At 71.6% G+C, this 15,486-nt stretch carries 12 protein-coding genes; 4 read left to right on the top strand and 8 right to left on the bottom strand.

Going from position 1 to position 15,486, the window contains the following annotated elements; all coding sequences use genetic code 11:
• Positions 1 to 37 precede the first annotated feature (37 nt).
• The 3 genes from AB0I42_RS24120 to AB0I42_RS24110 all read left to right on the top strand — a co-directional run bounded on the left by AB0I42_RS24120 (position 38) and on the right by AB0I42_RS24110 (position 3,566).
• A complete protein-coding gene (locus tag AB0I42_RS24120) occupies positions 38 to 796 on the top strand; it encodes an IclR family transcriptional regulator (protein ID WP_357540259.1) in 759 nt (252 codons plus the stop codon).
• 381 nt (positions 797 to 1,177) lie between these two features.
• Positions 1,178 to 1,684: an NUDIX hydrolase gene (locus AB0I42_RS24115; RefSeq protein WP_357540257.1), complete on the top strand. Its 507-nt coding sequence runs from the start codon at positions 1,178 to 1,180 to the stop codon at positions 1,682 to 1,684.
• Between the two features lie 352 nt (positions 1,685 to 2,036).
• A complete protein-coding gene (locus AB0I42_RS24110) occupies positions 2,037 to 3,566 on the top strand; it encodes a hypothetical protein (RefSeq protein ID WP_357540255.1) in 1,530 nt (509 codons plus the stop codon).
• Between the two features lie 128 nt (positions 3,567 to 3,694).
• On the opposite strand, the gene AB0I42_RS24105 is transcribed toward AB0I42_RS24110, so the two are convergent.
• The 7 genes from AB0I42_RS24105 to AB0I42_RS24075 all read right to left on the bottom strand — a co-directional run bounded on the left by AB0I42_RS24105 (position 3,695) and on the right by AB0I42_RS24075 (position 12,325).
• Positions 3,695 to 5,122, bottom strand: a complete 1,428-nt coding sequence (locus tag AB0I42_RS24105; RefSeq protein WP_357540253.1) for a GH1 family beta-glucosidase — start codon at positions 5,120 to 5,122, stop codon at positions 3,695 to 3,697.
• A 46-nt stretch (positions 5,123 to 5,168) separates the two neighbouring features.
• Positions 5,169 to 6,176, bottom strand: a complete 1,008-nt coding sequence (locus AB0I42_RS24100) for an ABC transporter ATP-binding protein (RefSeq protein WP_357540251.1) — start codon at positions 6,174 to 6,176, stop codon at positions 5,169 to 5,171.
• A complete protein-coding gene (locus AB0I42_RS24095) occupies positions 6,173 to 7,225 on the bottom strand; it encodes an ABC transporter permease (RefSeq protein ID WP_357540249.1) in 1,053 nt (350 codons plus the stop codon). Before AB0I42_RS24095 ends, AB0I42_RS24100 begins: the two co-directional genes overlap by 4 nt.
• Positions 7,226 to 7,228: 3 nt before the next feature.
• Entirely contained in the window at positions 7,229 to 8,209 is a 981-nt protein-coding gene (locus tag AB0I42_RS24090; protein WP_357540247.1) for an ABC transporter permease, read from the bottom strand.
• A complete protein-coding gene (locus AB0I42_RS24085; RefSeq protein ID WP_357540245.1) occupies positions 8,206 to 9,357 on the bottom strand; it encodes an ABC transporter ATP-binding protein in 1,152 nt (383 codons plus the stop codon). The genes AB0I42_RS24090 and AB0I42_RS24085 overlap by 4 nt, the downstream gene beginning before the upstream one ends.
• 94 nt (positions 9,358 to 9,451) lie before the next feature.
• A complete protein-coding gene (locus AB0I42_RS24080) occupies positions 9,452 to 11,128 on the bottom strand; it encodes an ABC transporter substrate-binding protein (protein ID WP_357540243.1) in 1,677 nt (558 codons plus the stop codon).
• 129 nt (positions 11,129 to 11,257) lie between these two features.
• Positions 11,258 to 12,325: a LacI family DNA-binding transcriptional regulator gene (locus AB0I42_RS24075; protein ID WP_357540241.1), complete on the bottom strand. Its 1,068-nt coding sequence runs from the start codon at positions 12,323 to 12,325 to the stop codon at positions 11,258 to 11,260.
• 283 nt (positions 12,326 to 12,608) lie between these two features.
• On the opposite strand from AB0I42_RS24075, the gene AB0I42_RS24070 reads away from it, so the two are divergent.
• Positions 12,609 to 14,534 carry a lectin gene (locus AB0I42_RS24070; RefSeq protein ID WP_357540239.1) on the top strand — a complete coding sequence of 642 codons (1,926 nt, stop codon included), beginning with the start codon at positions 12,609 to 12,611 and terminating at the stop codon, positions 14,532 to 14,534.
• 82 nt (positions 14,535 to 14,616) lie between these two features.
• On the opposite strand, the gene AB0I42_RS24065 is transcribed toward AB0I42_RS24070, so the two are convergent.
• Complete coding sequence (locus AB0I42_RS24065; protein WP_357540237.1) at positions 14,617 to 15,321, bottom strand: carbonic anhydrase; 705 nt, start codon at positions 15,319 to 15,321, stop codon at positions 14,617 to 14,619.
• Positions 15,322 to 15,486: the final 165 nt, after the last annotated feature.

Below are 15,486 nucleotides of genomic sequence, written 5' to 3'. Positions count from 1 at the left end.
TCAGCCGTGGGCATCGGGCCCACCCCAGGAGGTCGGGATGCGGCCCGAGCCACCCGGCCCTGACGGTGGGCCGCCGACGGGCGCCGTCGGTCGCGCCGTACGCCTGCTGGAGCTGCTGGCCAGCGGCGGCCCGCGCAGCCTGACCCGGCTGGTCACCGACACCGGGCTGCCGAAGACCACCGCGCACCGCGTCCTGCGCATGCTGGTGGCGCACGACCTGGTCGCGCACGGGCCCACCGGCTACGAGGTCGGCCGCCGGATGCGCGAGCTGGCGAACCTGATCGTCGGCCAGCACGACGACCTGCGCCGCGTCCTCATGCCGTTCCTGGTCGACCTCTACGAGCGCACCGACCACGCCGTACGGCTCGGGGTGTTACGTGGCGACGAGTGCGTCTACCTGGAGACCGTGTACGGCGCCCGGCACGCGGCGGCGGTGCGCGGTGCCGGCGACCACGGTCCGGCGCACAGCACGGCGGCGGGCAAGGTGCTGCTGGCGTACACGGCGGGCCGGGTCCCCCGTCAACGCCCGCTGCCGCGGTTGACCTCGTTCACCGTCGTCGACCCGGCCCGGCTCGGCGACGAACTGACGGCGGTACGGCGTACCGGTGCCGCGACGGCCAGCCAGGAACAGCGGCTCGGCCTGGTCACGGCCGCGATGCCGGTGCTGGGTCGGGACCGGGCGGTCGTCGCCGCCATCGAGATCGTCGGCGACGCGGCGTTCCGGCCACGGGAGGTCGCCACCGCCCACCGGCAGGTGGCGCTGGCCGCGTCGGTGGCACTCGGCAGCCGCACGTGAGTTGATCTGAGCGCCAGCCACCTGACGCGGCGCCGATAAGGTGGCTGACGCTCAGATCAACGGCGGCACCACCCGCGCTCTGCGGCCCGGCCCGGCGACGCCCGCCCTGCCATGCCTGCCGCGCCCGCAGCGCCCGCACGATCAAGGGGATGATGTTCGCAAGCCGGACGTTAACCGCCATGACTCCTCCATGATCGACGCCACCCGGCGCCCCGGCAGCGCCTGCCCACCGACGCCACGCGATCAAGGGGATGATGTTCGCAAGCCGGGCGCGGAACGCCATGATTCCTCCATGATCGACGCCTGGGGCGCGGGAACGGCCGCCCTCCCCGAGGATCGCCGGGCCGGCCCGTGGCGGCGCGTCCACGGTAGCCTCCGAGCGTGACGACAGCGTCTGACGACGACACCGCGACAGCGCCTGGCGACTACACCGCGACGCTGCCGCGTAAGCGGATGGCCGCGGCCGTGCTGTTCCGCGACACCAGCGGCCGGATCCTGTTGGTGGAACCCCGGTACAAGGACGACTGGGAGTTGCCGGGCGGATGCGTCGAAGCCGACGAGTCGCCGTACGCGGCCGCGATGCGGGAGCTGAACGAAGAACTCGGCCTGTCGCTGACGCCCGGTGGGCTGTTGGTGGTCGACTGGGTACCGGCGCAGGCCGGCCGCACGGAGGGCGTCATGTTCGTCTACGACGGTGGCGTGCTCGCCCCCGCCAGCGAGGCGGAGATCCGCCTGCCGGCCGACGAGTTGCGCAGCTGGGCCTGGTCCACTCCGGCCGAGGCGCGACAGCGACTCTCGCCACTGCTGGCCCGGCGGGCCACGGCCGCGCTGGCCGCGGTCGGCGGCGGTGGCACGGCCTATCTGGAGGACGGCAACCGCGTCGGGTAGGCGTTCCGGCCGGCCGAGAAAGGACAGTCGGAAGTGGACGGTCGACACCGCCCGGCGGCGTGCGGCAACGCCGACACGAAGAGACCGCCCCACCCGCGACACGGGCCCATGGCCGGACGTGCGGCGCCGTACGTGAGTTGATCTGAGCGTCAGCCACCTAACGCCGCGCCGATAAGGTGCCTGACGCTCAGATCAACAGCGGCGCCCGGCCCGGCGGCGCCTACCCCTCTCGTCCGGCGGCACGTTGTATTGCGCCGGGATGACCCGTGCGTTTCAATTGGTCGACCCGACTGAGAGAGCGCTCTCAGACCCGCTGGCTCCCCCACCACCGACATCCACGCGGAGTGTGTCCATGCCAACCGACCAGCCCGCCCCGCTCCCCCGCCCCGCACTGCGCCGCCGGCACGTCCTCGCCCTGTCCGCGACCGCCGCGACCGTCGCCGCCACCGGCGTCCAGGTCGCGACCCCCGGCAGCGCCCTGGCCGGCGGCGGCCACGACCGGCCACGACCCGGCCGGGTCATCGACCGCCATCTCGAGGCCCCGGTCGAGCGCGCCTACCACTACCTCGACTTCGTGCAGGACGCCTACCAGCGTGGCGACACCCCGCGCCTGCTCCAGAGCTACAACAACGAGTCGCAGCTCATGACGACCGCGTTCATCTACGACAACGCGCTCGCCGCGATCGCCTACCTGGCCCGCCCGACCCGCGACAACGTACGCCGGGCCCGGATCATCGGCGACGCGCTGCTCTTCGCCCAGGGCAACGACGAGGCGTACGCCGACGGCCGGCTGCGGCAGGCGTACGCGGCCGGGCCGATGCTGTTCTACGGCGGCTCGCCGGAGTTCCCCGGGCTCGTCCGCGCCGACGGCAAGGCGGCGTTTCTGTGGCCGTACGGCTTCAGTGGCTCCTCGGTCGGCGACGTGTCGTGGGCCGCGCTCGCACTGACCCACGTCTACGCCCACACCCGGGTGCGCGAGTACCTCGACGGCGCGGTCGCCGCCGCCCGCTGGGTGGTGGACAACACCGTCTCGCCCTACCGGTACGGCGGCTACCACGGCGGCGTGCAGGGCGACGGCGTCACCCACCAGCGCTGGTGCTCCACCGAGCACAACATCGACGCGTACGCGCTGTTCACGTTGCTGGTCCGCTACACCGGCGACCGGGCCTGGCACCGGCACGCCAAGGTGGCCGGTGACTTCGTCCGGTCGATGTGGAACCCGGTCGACGGGCACTTCTGGACCGGTACGCAGGGCGCGGGTCCCGCCGACGACCCGGACGAGATCAACCGGGCGGTCCGGCCGGAGGACCCGAACACGTGGGGTTATCTGGCGCTGCGCGAGCGGACGCACGCCCGCGGGCTGGACTGGACCGCGCGGGAGCTGGCCGTCACCGACGCCGCCGGCCCGAACTCGGAGATGCCGCCCGGCCGGCCCGTCTCCGGGGTCACGTTCAGCGACCTGTCGAAGGTCCTCACCGGCACGGTGCCGGGCGGCGACCGGCCCAACAACCGCGACGCGGTGTGGCTGGAGGGTAACGGCCACCTCGCCGCCGCCCTGCTGGAGCGCGGCGACCGGCCCCGGCGCGGCCCGGACGACCGGACCCGGGCGGTGCACTACCTGCGCCAGACGGTGGTCGCGCAGGAGCGGCTCGGCGGCGGGCAGACCGTCGGGCTGACCGACGACCCCAACGGCGGCCGGCTGTCCGACCCGGCGGCCGGCGGCACCTGGACCGGCCGGCGGCTGCCCGCCCGGTCCGGGATCGTCTCGGCGACCAGCGCCTTCGACACCGGGTTCGGGTTCGCGTACTTCCAGCGGCAGCACGTCGGCGCGACCGCCTGGTTCCTGATGGGCGCGCAGTCGGTGAACCCGTACCGGATCTGACGCCGGGCCGCCCGGCCGGGTGCCTTCGGCCGGGCGGCGGCAGGCGCCGGTCGGTGGCCGCCCGGACGGCCCCGACCGGCGTACCGGTCCACCCCGGGACGCCGGCGCGTCCGGGGCGGCCCGGCGGCTCAGGCCCGGTTGCCGCGGACCCGCCGGATCGTGTCGCGGTACCACAGGGCGCTGCGCTTGGGCGTACGCACCTGGGTGTCGTAGTCGACCCGGACGATCCCGAACCGCTTCGCGTAGCCGTACGCCCACTCGAAGTTGTCGAGCAGCGACCAGGCGAAGTAGCCGCGTACGTCGGCGCCCTGCCGGCGGGCCCGCGCGACCGCGCCGATGTGCGAGACGAAGTAGGCGGTGCGCTCGTCGTCGCGGACGAACCCGTTCTCGTCGGGCTCGTCGTCGAACGCCGAGCCGTTCTCGGTCACCACCATCGGCAGGTCGGGGTAGTCGCGGCCGAGCCGCACCAGCAGCTCGGTGAAGCCCTCGGGCACGATCTCCCAGCCCATCGCGGTACGCGGCCGGCCGGTCGACACCTCCCGCACCACCGGGTTGCCGTCGGCGTCGGTGGTGTTGCCGTCCTCGTCGACGCCGGAGAACGCCGAGCTGAAGTAGTGGTTGACGCCGAGCACGTCGAACGGCGTGGAGATGATCTCCAGGTCGCCGTCGCGGACCGGGATGGTGATCCCCTGGGCGGCCAGGTCCTCGACCACGTCGGCCGGGTAGCGGCCGTACCGCAGCGGGTCGAGGTAGATCCGGACCCCGAGGCCGTCCGCGCGCCGGGCCGCCTCCCGGTCGAGTTCGGTGTCGGTGGCCGGGCTGGACGAGCCCATGTTGAGCGTGATGCCGAGGTCGACCGGGCCGGCGGCCGCCGCCCGCATCCGCTGGGTCGCCAGGCCGTGGCCGAGCAGCAGGTGGTGCACCGCCGCCATGCTCGCCGGGAAGTCCCTGATGCCGGGCGCGTGGTTGCCGTACGCGTAGCCGAGCATCGCCGAGCACCACGGCTCGTTCAGCGTGGTCCAGGTCCGTACCCGGTCCTTCAGGTGGTCGAAGACCAGCATCGAGTAGTCGGCGAACCGGTAGGCGGTGTCCCGGGCCGGCCAGCCGCCGGCGTCCTGGAGTTCCTGCGGCAGGTCCCAGTGGTAGAGGGTGATCCACGGGTCGATGCCCTGACCGAGCAGTTCGTCGACGAGCCGGTCGTAGAAGGCCAGGCCGGCCGGGTTGACCGGGCCGCGCCCGCCCGGCTGCACCCGTGGCCAGGCCACCGAGAACCGGTACGTGTCGACGTCGAGTTCGCGCATCAGCGCGACGTCCTGCGGCATCCGGTGGTAGTGGTCGCAGGCGACGTCACCGTTGTCGGCGCCGTCGATCGCACCGGGTACCCGGCAGAACGTGTCCCAGATCGACGGCGTACGGCCGTCCTCGGCCACCGCGCCCTCGATCTGGTACGACGAGGTGGCCACCCCCCACCGGAAGTTCGGCGGCAGGGTGTCGATCGGGTCGGTCTGACCGCTTTCCACGTGGCTGGGATCGAGTGTCGTGGCGGTCGTGTCCATGCTGCTCCTGATCGGTCGGTGGGTACGGGAAGCGGGTGGCCGGCCGTCAGCCGGTCGGTGCGGCCGGGTGCAGCCAGCAGGCGACGGTGCGGGCCGGTCCGGCCCGGTCCGGCGGCGGGCCGAGCACCGGGATCTTCTCGACGCACGGGTCGAACGCCTTGGGGCAGCGCGGGTGGAAGGCGCAGCCGGTCGGCATCGCCCGCAGGTCCGGTGGTGAGCCGGGGATGCCGGACAGTTCGCGGCGCGGTCCGCGCAGCGCCGGGAACGAGCGCAGCAGCCCCTCGCTGTAGGGGTGCAGCGAGTCGCGGTAGAGGGTGGCGGCGGGTGCCTCCTCGACGATGCGCCCGCCGTACATGATGGCGATCCGGTCGGAGAACTCGACCAGCAGCGACAGGTCGTGGGTGATGAACAGCACCGCGAAGCCGAGCCGTTCGCGCAGTTCGACGAGCTGGCCGAGGATCTGCCGCTGCATCACCACGTCGAGCGCGGTGGTCGGCTCGTCCATGATGACGATCTGCGGTTCGAGGGCCAGCGCCATGCCGATCATGACCCGCTGGCGCATGCCGCCGGAGAGCTGGTGCGGATAGCTGTCCAGCCGGTCGGCGGAGATGCCGACGAGCCGGAGCAGTTCGCGGGCCCGGTCGAGCCGGGCGGCCGGGCTCAGCCGCGGCTCGTGCGCCTTGATCACGTCGAGGAGCTGGGTGGCGACCTTGTGGACCGGGTTGAGGGAGTTCATCGCCCCCTGGAACACGATCGACGTCTCCGCCCAGCGGAACCGGCGCAGTTCGGCCGGGGTCAGGGCCATCACGTCGAAGGGTTCGGCGCCGCCGGGCGGGTGGTAGATCACCGATCCGCCGCTGACGACGCCGGGCGGCGGCAGCAGCCGGGTCAGGCCGTACGCCAGCGTCGACTTGCCGCTGCCGCTCTCCCCCGCCAGCCCCAGCACCTCGCCGCGGTGCAGGGTCAGGCTGACGTCGCGTACGGCGCGTACCGCCTGGTCGCCGAGGCCGTAGTCGACGTCGAGGTTCCTGATCTCGAGTACGGGCGTGGTCATCGCTGGCCGACCCTTTCGCTGGAGAGCACGTCGGCGCCGCGGGGCGCCGGTGGCGGGGGCGCGGTGCGCAGGACCGGGGTGAACCCGACCCGCATCCGCACGGTGCGGCCGTCCGCGGTCTTGACGCTGGTCTTGCCGCTGCTGCGCAGCCGGGGGCTGACGAACTCGTCGATGCCGAAGTTGACCAGTGACAGGGCGGTGCCGAGCAGGGCGATGGCCAGGCCGGCCGGGACGAACCACCACCAGGCCCCCTGGGCCAGGGCCTGCTGGGACTGGGCCCAGAACAGGATCGTGCCCCAGTTCCACTCCGACACCGTGGAGATGCCGATGAAGGCCAGCGTGATCTCGGTCATCACCGCGAAGATCACCGTGCCGACGAAGCCGGAGGCGATGATCGCGGTCAGGTTCGGCAGGATCTCGAAGATGATGATCCGCCAGGTGCTCTCGCCGGTCGCCCGGGCCGCCTCGACGTAGTCGCGCCGGCGCAGCGACAGGGTCTGCGCACGCAGCACCCGGGCTCCCCAGGCCCACGAGGTGGCGCCGATGACCAGGGCGACCATCAGGTCGCCGGCCCCCGGGATGGTGGAGGCCACGATGATGATCAGGGGCAGGGCGGGGATCACCAGGAACACGTTGGACAGTGCCGAGAGGCTCTCGTCGGCGGCGCCGCCGAGGAACCCGGCGGTGACCCCGACGAGCACCGACAGCACGGTGGCGACCAGGCCGGCGAGGAAGCCGACGAAGATGACGCCCCGGGTGCCGACCAGCACCTGGCTGAAGATGTCCTGTCCCAGGTGGGTGGTGCCGAACCAGTGCTCCGCCGACGGCGGCGCGACCAGGTCGGCACCGCGCGCCGACGGGTCGTACGGGGCGATCCACGGCCCGATGACCGCCAGCAGCAGGAAGAAGCCGAGGACGACCAGGCCGGTGGCCGCCTTGGGGTTGGCGACGAACCGCAGCCGGCGCCGTTTCGGGGCGGCCTGGGCGGGCGCGGCGGGCGCGCCGTCGCCGGTGACCGTACCGGTCATCGTGGTGGCGGGCATGGACACCGGTCAGCCCTCCTTGCGGGTACGCGGGTCGAGTGCGAGGTAGGCGAGGTCGGCCAGCAGGTTCGCGACCAGCACGGAGATCGTGATGATCAGGAAGATGCCCTGCATCAGCGGGTAGTCCTTGGCGCCGACCGCCTGGAAGAGCTGGAACCCCAGGCCCGGGTAGGAGAAGACGATCTCGACCAGGAGGGTGCCGCCGACGATGAAGCCCAGCGACAGGGCGAAGCCGGAGACGTTGGGCAGCAGCGCGTTGCGGGCGGCGTAGCTGACCGCGACCCGCCGCTCGGACAGGCCCTTGGCGTGCGCGACGGTGATGTAGTCCTCCGCCGCGACGGTGACCATCATGTTGCGCATGCTGAGGATCCAGCCGGAGACCGACGAGATCAGGATGGTCAGTGCCGGTAGGAGGCTGTGCTGGATGGCGCTGGGGATGAAGTACTGGTCCCAGGCCGGCACCAGGCCGGGTGCGTAGCCGCCGGACGACGGGAAGAAGCTGCCCGGCCCGGCGAGCAGGGCGATCGCGATCAGGCCGAGCCAGAAGTACGGGATCGACGAGAGGAAGGTGGTCACCGGCAGCAGCCCGTCGGCCCACGACCCGCGCCGCCAGCCGGCCAGCACGCCGAGCGAGGTGCCGACGAAGAAGCTGATGATGGTGGTGATGCCGACCAGGGCCAGGGTCCACGGCAGGCTGTCGGAGAGCACCTGGGAGACCGGGGCCGGGAAGAACGTGAACGACATGCCGAGGTCGCCGCGGAAGAGCTGGCCCCAGTACTCGACGTACTGCTGCCAGAGGCTCTTGTCCTCGTCGAGGCCGAACAGGACGTAGAGGGAGGCCATCGCCTCGGTGCTGAGCTGGCCCTGGTAGCGGGCTATCAGCGAGCGGACCGGGTCACCGGGGATCATCCGGGGGATGAAGAAGTTGAGGGTGATCGCCGCCCACGCGGTGAAGAGGTAGAACGCGACGCGTTGCAGGAGGAACCTCACGGCTTCACCACCCGGCCGTTGTCGGTGCCGGCCGCCGGTGCGGCGTCCCCGTCGTCCGCGGGTCCGGGCGCGACGTCCGTCGCCGGTGCGCCGTTCTCGTAGAGCCAGCAGGCCGCCCAGTGCCCGGTGCCGTCGGCCAGGTCGAAGCGGGGCGGCAGGTCGGTGCGGCACTTCGGCATCACGTGCACGCACCGGGGGTTGAAGCGGCAGCCGGCCGGCGGCCGGATCAGGCTCGGCGGCTCGCCGCTGGCCCGGTCGACCGGGGTGGTCTCGGCCAGCTCGTGCGCGTCGCCCTGCAACCGGTCGGGATCGGGCGCCGACTCGATCAACAGCCGGGTGTACGGGTGTGCCGGCCGCTGGGTGACCGTCTCGCTGTCGCCGCCCTCGACCATCCGGCCGGCGTACATGACCAGGGTCTCGTCGGCGAAGTAGCGCGCCGAGGCGATGTCGTGGGTGATGTAGAGGATGCCGAGGTCGAGCCGTTCCTTCAGGTCGCGCAGCAGGTTGAGCACGCCGAGCCGGATCGAGACGTCCAGCATGGAGACCGGCTCGTCGGCGAGCAGCACCTGCGGGTCGGCGCCGAGGGCGCGGGCGATCGCGACCCGTTGCCGCTGCCCGCCGGAGAGTTCGTGCGGGAACTTGTCGAGATACCGCTCGGGCGGGGTGAGCTGCACGCGGTTGAGCAGGTCGTGCAGGTTGGCCTCGAGGTCGGCGGCGGTCTTCCCGGCCCGGCCGTGGATGCGCAGCGCCCGGGTGAGGTGGTAGCGGACCGTGTGGACCGGGTTCAGCGAGGCGAACGGATCCTGGAAGATCATCTGTACCTGGCGGCAGTAGGCCCGGAACCGGCGGCCGCCGCGTACGGTGATCGACTCGCCGCGCAGCCGGATGTCGCCGGCCGTACGCCGGAAGAGTTGGGCCAGCAGCCGGGCGACGGTCGACTTGCCCGAGCCGGACTCGCCGACCAGGGCGGTCACCCGGCCGCGCCGCAGGGTGATGTGCACGTCGTCGACGGCGTGCACGTGCAGTGCCGGGCGGAAGAGGTCACGGACCCCCCGCCGGACCGGAAAGTGCTTGGTGAGGCCCTCGGCTTCCAGGACCACCTCGGTGGTCGGGGCCGCCGCGGGCGTCGGGACGCTGGTTGTGGTCATCGTGCCGAGGCTCCTGTGCCGGGTCGGGCCTGCCGCCGCCTGGGGCCTCCCGGACGGCACCGTGGTGCCGCCCGGGAGGGGTCAACAGGTCGGATCAGGCGTTGGCGGGCTTGAGGTTGAGCACGACGTCGACCGCGTTCGGCTGGGTCGGCTGCGCCGGGGCGTACGGGTTGGCGTCGTCCGGCCAGCCCACCCAGTTCGTCGTCACGTACGCGCCACCGGCGTTGTCGGCGCCGACCGGGATCATCGGCATCTGCTCGACGAAGATCTTCTGGAGGGTGTTCATCGCGGCGGTACGGGCCGCGTCGTCGGCGGCGTTGGCGAAGGCGGCCAGCGCCGCGGTCGCCTCCGGGCTGTCGAACCGGCCGAAGTTGCCCGCCGCCGGGGTCCCGATCGGCTTGAGCAGGGCACCGTCCATGATGGTCTGGTAGATGTCGTACGGCGTGGTGCCGCCGTTGGTCCACCGGAAGGTGGCGTCGAAGTTGCCCTCCTCGACGGCCTGGAACCAGGCGTCCTGGTTGGCCTTGTCGACGGTGGCGGTGATGCCGATCTGGGACAGGTTGTCCTTCACGATCTCGAGGCTGGTGATGTAGTCGGACCAGCCGGCGGGGTCGGTCAGGGTCAGCGTGACCGGCTTGCCGGTCGGGTCCTTCAGGGTGTTGCCGTCGAAGGTGAAGCCGGCGGCGGTCAGCTCGCGCTTGGCGCCCTCGACGTCGACCTTGTGCAGTTGGCCCTTGAACTCCGGCGCGATGAACGACTCACCGGCCGGGGTCGGGATGCCGGTCACCGAGGTCACCTCGGGGTGGAAGTACGCCGCCTCGGCCTGCACGAAGATGTCGTTGCGGTTGATGACCATGTTCATCGCCCGGCGCAGCGCCGGGTTGTCGAACGGCTTCTTGGTGGTGTTGATGTAGAGGCCGTGGATGCCGAGTACCGAGGCCGGCCAGACCTTGTTGTGCTCGGGGTTCTTGTCGACGTAGACGGCCTTGTAGTTGGGGATGAAGACGAAGCTCCACTCGGCCTCGCCGTTGGCCAGCGCGGTGGTCTGCGCGTTGTTGTCGGTGTACGACGTGTAGCGCAGTTCCTTGACCGCCGGCGGGTCCTGCCAGTAGCCGTCCCGGGCCACCAGCGTGGTGGTCTGCGGGGTGAACGACTTCAGGGTGAACGGACCGGTGCCGACCGGGTTCTTGTTGATGTCGGTGGTCGGGTCGGCGATGCCCGACCAGATGTGCTTGGGCACCATCGGGATGGCGTTGAGGATCTTGGCCTGGTTGACGAACTGCGGGGAGCCGAACGTCATGTTGACCACGTTGCCGGCGACGGTGATGTCGCCGTACGGCACGGCGGCGCCGTTGAGCCCGTCGTGCTTCTTGATCAGCTCGAAGGTGAACGCGACGTCCTCGGCGCTGAACGGCTTGCCGTCGGACCAGGTGACGCCGTCGCGGATGGTCAGCGCGACGGCCTTGTAGCCGTCGGTCCACTCCCACTTGGTGGCCAGCCACGGCTTGGCGGGGTCGGCGGGGCGGATCGCGTTGGTCATCACCAGCGGCTCGTAGATCTGCCAGCGGTAGCCGAGCGAGGCGCCCGACGACGAGCCGAGGAACGGGTTGTGGTTCTCGGTCTGCGGGCCGTTGGGCATGCCCACCTTGAGCACGGTGGTCGAGCCGGCCCGGTTGTTGTTGCTGTTGGGCGACTCGCCGCTGCAGGCGGCCAGCAGGCTCATCGCGGTGAGACCCGCGACGGCCGCCGCCGCCAAACGCTTGGCGCGCATCTGGTTCCTCCTGATGGGTCGGGTGGTGCGGTTGTGGTGTGGTGTGGGTGATATGTGTGCTGGAGATGGCTCGTAGAGCGCTCTCACGATCGGGTACAGCTAAACCCCGGCAGGGTGTGCCGGGGTTTGTCAGACGGGAACTGCGGGGGTCGCCGGAACGGCGGGCCCGGTCTGGCCGGGCGGGTTCGGGACGGGAGTGGTGGGTACGGTCGAGCCGCGGACGATCAGCGTGGTGGGCAGCACCTGCGGGGTCTCCGGCAGGGGCGTGCCCGCGAAGTGGTCGATGAGCATCCGGGCGGCCGCCTCGCCCATCTCGCGCATCGGCTGGTGCACGGTGGTCAGCGGCGGGTCGGTGTGCTGCGCGTACGGCACGTCGTCGAACCCGACGACGGCGACGTCGCCGGGCACCGACCGGCCCGCCTCGCGGACGGCGCGGATGGCGCCGCCGGCGGACAGGTCGTTGTGGGCGAAGACGGCGTCGAAGTGCACGCCGCCCTCGAGCAGCCGCTGGACCGCGCGGCTGCCGCACTCGAGGGTGAAGTCACCCTCGACGACGAGTTCGGGGGGTAGCGGGTGGCCGTTCGCCGCGTACGTCTCGACGAAGCCGGCCAGCCGGTCGCGGGTGCAGCCGAACCGCCGGCTGCCGGTCACCACGAGCGGCCGGGTGCGGCCGATCCCGAGCAGGTGCCCGGCTGCGGCGGCACCCCCGGCCAGGTTGGTGGTGGCGACCGACGGGAAGACCCGCCGGCTGCCCCGGTCGTCGATGAGCACGACCGGCAGTCCACGTCCGGGCAGTTGGGTGATGTAGTCGAGGGTGCCCTCGGGCTCGATGACCAGCAGCCCGTCGAACGACTTCGCCGACACCTGGGCGGCGAACTGGCGCATCGACTGGGCGCCCCGGTTGCAGGTGAAGAGCAGCAGGCCGTAGCCGCCGCTCTCGACCACGTCGACGGCGCCCTGGACGACCTCGCCGATCCAGGGCCAGATCAGCGAGGGGACCAGCATGCCGACGATGCGGGTACGGCCCCGGGCCAGGCCGACGCCGCGGGCGCTGGGCACGTAACCCAGCTCCTCGATCACGGCGCGTACCCGGGCGGCGGTGTCGTCGTCGAGTTCACCACGGCCGTTGAGCACCCGCGAGACGGTGGTCTTGCTGACCCCGGCTCGCGCGGCGACATCGGCGATGGTGATACGCACGACACCCCCTCGTGTGTCACGGCGGTTAACCGCGGATGCGGAACCGGTTTCGAAACCGGTTCCGGGCCGAGTCAACCGGAGTGACGCGCACCACGTCAATAACGCACGGATAACGAAACTAAATGTATAGCAAACCTTGCTAACAGTTAGATCCTGGTGTTACCTCATATCAGCGTCGATGTCTCGCCCACCACCCCGGGGCCCGAAGGTCACCGTGCGTGACCAACACAGGTGCGGCAACGCCCACCCACCGAAAGCCCTTCCCAGGAAGGGGGAGATCCCCGTGCCATCGACCGGGACCCCACCGCCCGTCACCGTCCGTACCGGCCGGCGCACCACCCGCCGCCGGGCCGCCGCGGCCACCGCACTCGCCACCTGCCTGGCCGCCACCAGCCTCGCCCTGGCGGCCGGCCCACCCGCCCACGCCGCCAACGAGCGGGTCGACGTCTGGCTGACCACCACCTCCGACGCCGGCGGCCGGGTCGTCACCCGGGGCCTGCAACCGCAGACCCCGACCGCCTTCTCGGCGGGCGCCGGCAGCGCCACCCACACCGTCACCGTCGACGAGAACACCACCTACCAGAGCTTCGAGGGCGGTGGCGCGTCGTTCACCGACAGCGCCGCCTGGCTACTGGGCAGCAGCAACACCATCAGCGCGACGACCCGCGACCGGGTCATGCGCGACCTGTTCCACCCGGTCGACGGCATCGGCCTGGCGTTCGTACGCAACCCGATGGGCGCCTCCGACCTGGCCCGGTTCAACTACTCGTACGACGACACCTGCTGCGACCTCGGCGACTTCAGCATCGGCCACGACCTCGCCGACGTGGTGCCGCTGACGAAACAGGCGCGGACCCTGAACCCGGCGCTGAAGGTCAAGGGCGCACCCTGGAGCGCCCCGGCCTGGATGAAGGACAACAACCGGTTCACGAACCGGGGCTGGCTCAAATGGGAGCATTATCCGACCTATGCGCAGTATTTCGTGAAATACATCCAGCAGAACCAGGCCCAGGGGCTGAAGATCGACTACGTGTCGGTGCAGAACGAGCCGACCTGCTGCGGCACCGACGCCACCGGCTACGCCTCGATGAACTGGAACGGCTCCGGGCTGCTGGAGTTCACCAAGAACCACCTCCTGCCCGCCTTCCGGGCCGCCGGCATCACCACCAAGGTGCTGATCCTCGACTACAACTGGGGCAACTACGACGACCTCGGCTCGGTGCCGCTGGCCGACGCCGCGCTGCGGGGCGACCCGCTCTTCGGCGGCATCGCCTGGCACGGGTACGGCGGCGACGTCAACCTGCAGAGCACCATCCGCAACCAGTACCCGGCGGTCAACCAGTACATGACCGAGCACTCCGGCGGCACCTGGGTCGGCGACCAGCACGCCCAGGACATGCACAACCTGATCGACTACACCCGCAACTGGAGCCGGTCGTGGGTGAAGTGGAGCCTGGCCCTGGACCAGAACATGCTGCCGTACGTCGGCGCCGGCTGTAACGTCTGCACCGGTCTGGTCACCGTGCAGCGCGGCGGCGGCCGGCACGGCCAGGTCGACAGGACCGTCGAGTACTACACGATGGGCCACCTGACCAAGTTCGTGAAACCCGGCGCGGTCCGCATCGCGTCCACCGCCAACGGCTCGGTCAAGAACGTCGCCTGGAAGAACCCGGACGGCTCCAAGGCGCTGATCGTCCACAACACCACCGGCGGCAGCCAGTCGATGCGGGTCAACTGGGGCAACCAGTCCTTCGTCTACACCCTGCCCACCCGGACCTCGGCGACCTTCACCTGGTCCGGCACGCCGGGCGGCCCGAACCCGCCGGCCGGCGGGCCGATCACCGGCCTGGCCGGCAAGTGCGTCGACGTCGCCGCCGCCGGCACCGCCGACGGCACCACCGTGCAGTTGTACGGCTGCAACGGCACCGACGCGCAGCGCTGGACCCGTCCCGGCGACGGCACCGTACGGGCGCTGGGCAAGTGCCTCGACGTCAGCGGCGGCTCCACCGCCGACGGTGCCCGGGTGCAGTTGTGGACCTGCAACGGCACGCCCGCGCAACAGTGGACCTACACCGCCGGTCGTGACCTGGTCAACCCGCAGGCCGGCAAGTGTCTGGACGTGACCGGCAACAACTCCGCCGACGGCACCCCGCTGCAGATCTGGAGCTGCACCGGCGCCGGCAACCAGAAGTGGACCGTCCCGGCCTGACCCGCCGACCCTGTCGTGGGGGGGGGGGGGGGGGGCGGCCGGCGACCCGGAGCCCCCCCCCCCGGCCCCCCCCACCGGCCGTTCAGACGAGAGTGACGTGACCGTTGTCGAGGTCGTAGCGGGCGCCGACGACGGCCAGCTGACCGTGCCGCACCTTCTCCCGGATGATCTCGCTGCGGTCGAGCAGCGCCCGGACCTGGGCGCGCACGTTGGCCTTGACCGCCCGGTCGACGACGTCGCCGGGGCCGCCGACCAGCGGCTCGACGATCGGCCGCAGCGCGTCGACGATCGTGCCGATCTGGCCGGGTGCGTGACCGCCGTGCTCGATGGCCTCGATCGTGGCGGTGATGGCGCCGCACCGCTCGTGGCCGAGCACCATGATCAGCGGCGGCGCGAACTCCTCGACCGCGAACTCGATGCTGCCCAGCAGCAGGTCGTCGACGATGTTGCCGGCCACCCGGTTGTCGAACAGGTCGCCGAGCCCTTGGTCGAAAAGGATCTCCGGGGAGACCCGCGAGTCGGCGCAGCCGAGCGTGATCGCGAACGGGTCCTGGCCGTTCGCGAGCTGGCGCAGGTAGGCGACGGACTGGTGCGGGTGCCGGGCGTGGCCGCGGGTGAAGCGCCGGTTGCCGGCCAGCAGGTGGGCGACAGCGGCGGCCGGGGTCGACGGTGCCGGGCCGCCGGCGGACGCGGCGGTCGGGGCACCGACACCGGCGACGGCGATCGCGCCGGCGGTGAGGCCGCCGGCGGTCAGCAACGTCCTGCGGCGGAGGGTCTCTCGTGACAAGGCGTGTCCTCTCGGCAAAGCGATGGCGAGCCGGCGTCCGGCTCGGTGGGGCTGTGGGTGGAGCCGGCAGGTTTCCGGTCCGCTCCGGGCGACGGTCGCCGGCTGTGTGCGGGGCGTCGCCTTCGGTCGGATCGATCGTGCCCACCGCCGGTCGACGGCGGAACC

It is taken from the genome of Polymorphospora sp. NPDC050346 (assembly GCF_040655695.1).
GTDB lineage: Bacteria > Actinomycetota > Actinomycetes > Mycobacteriales > Micromonosporaceae > Polymorphospora > Polymorphospora lycopeni.
The sequence above is the reverse complement of the archived record's forward strand: the minus strand, read 5'-3'. Positions and strand labels throughout refer to the sequence as shown.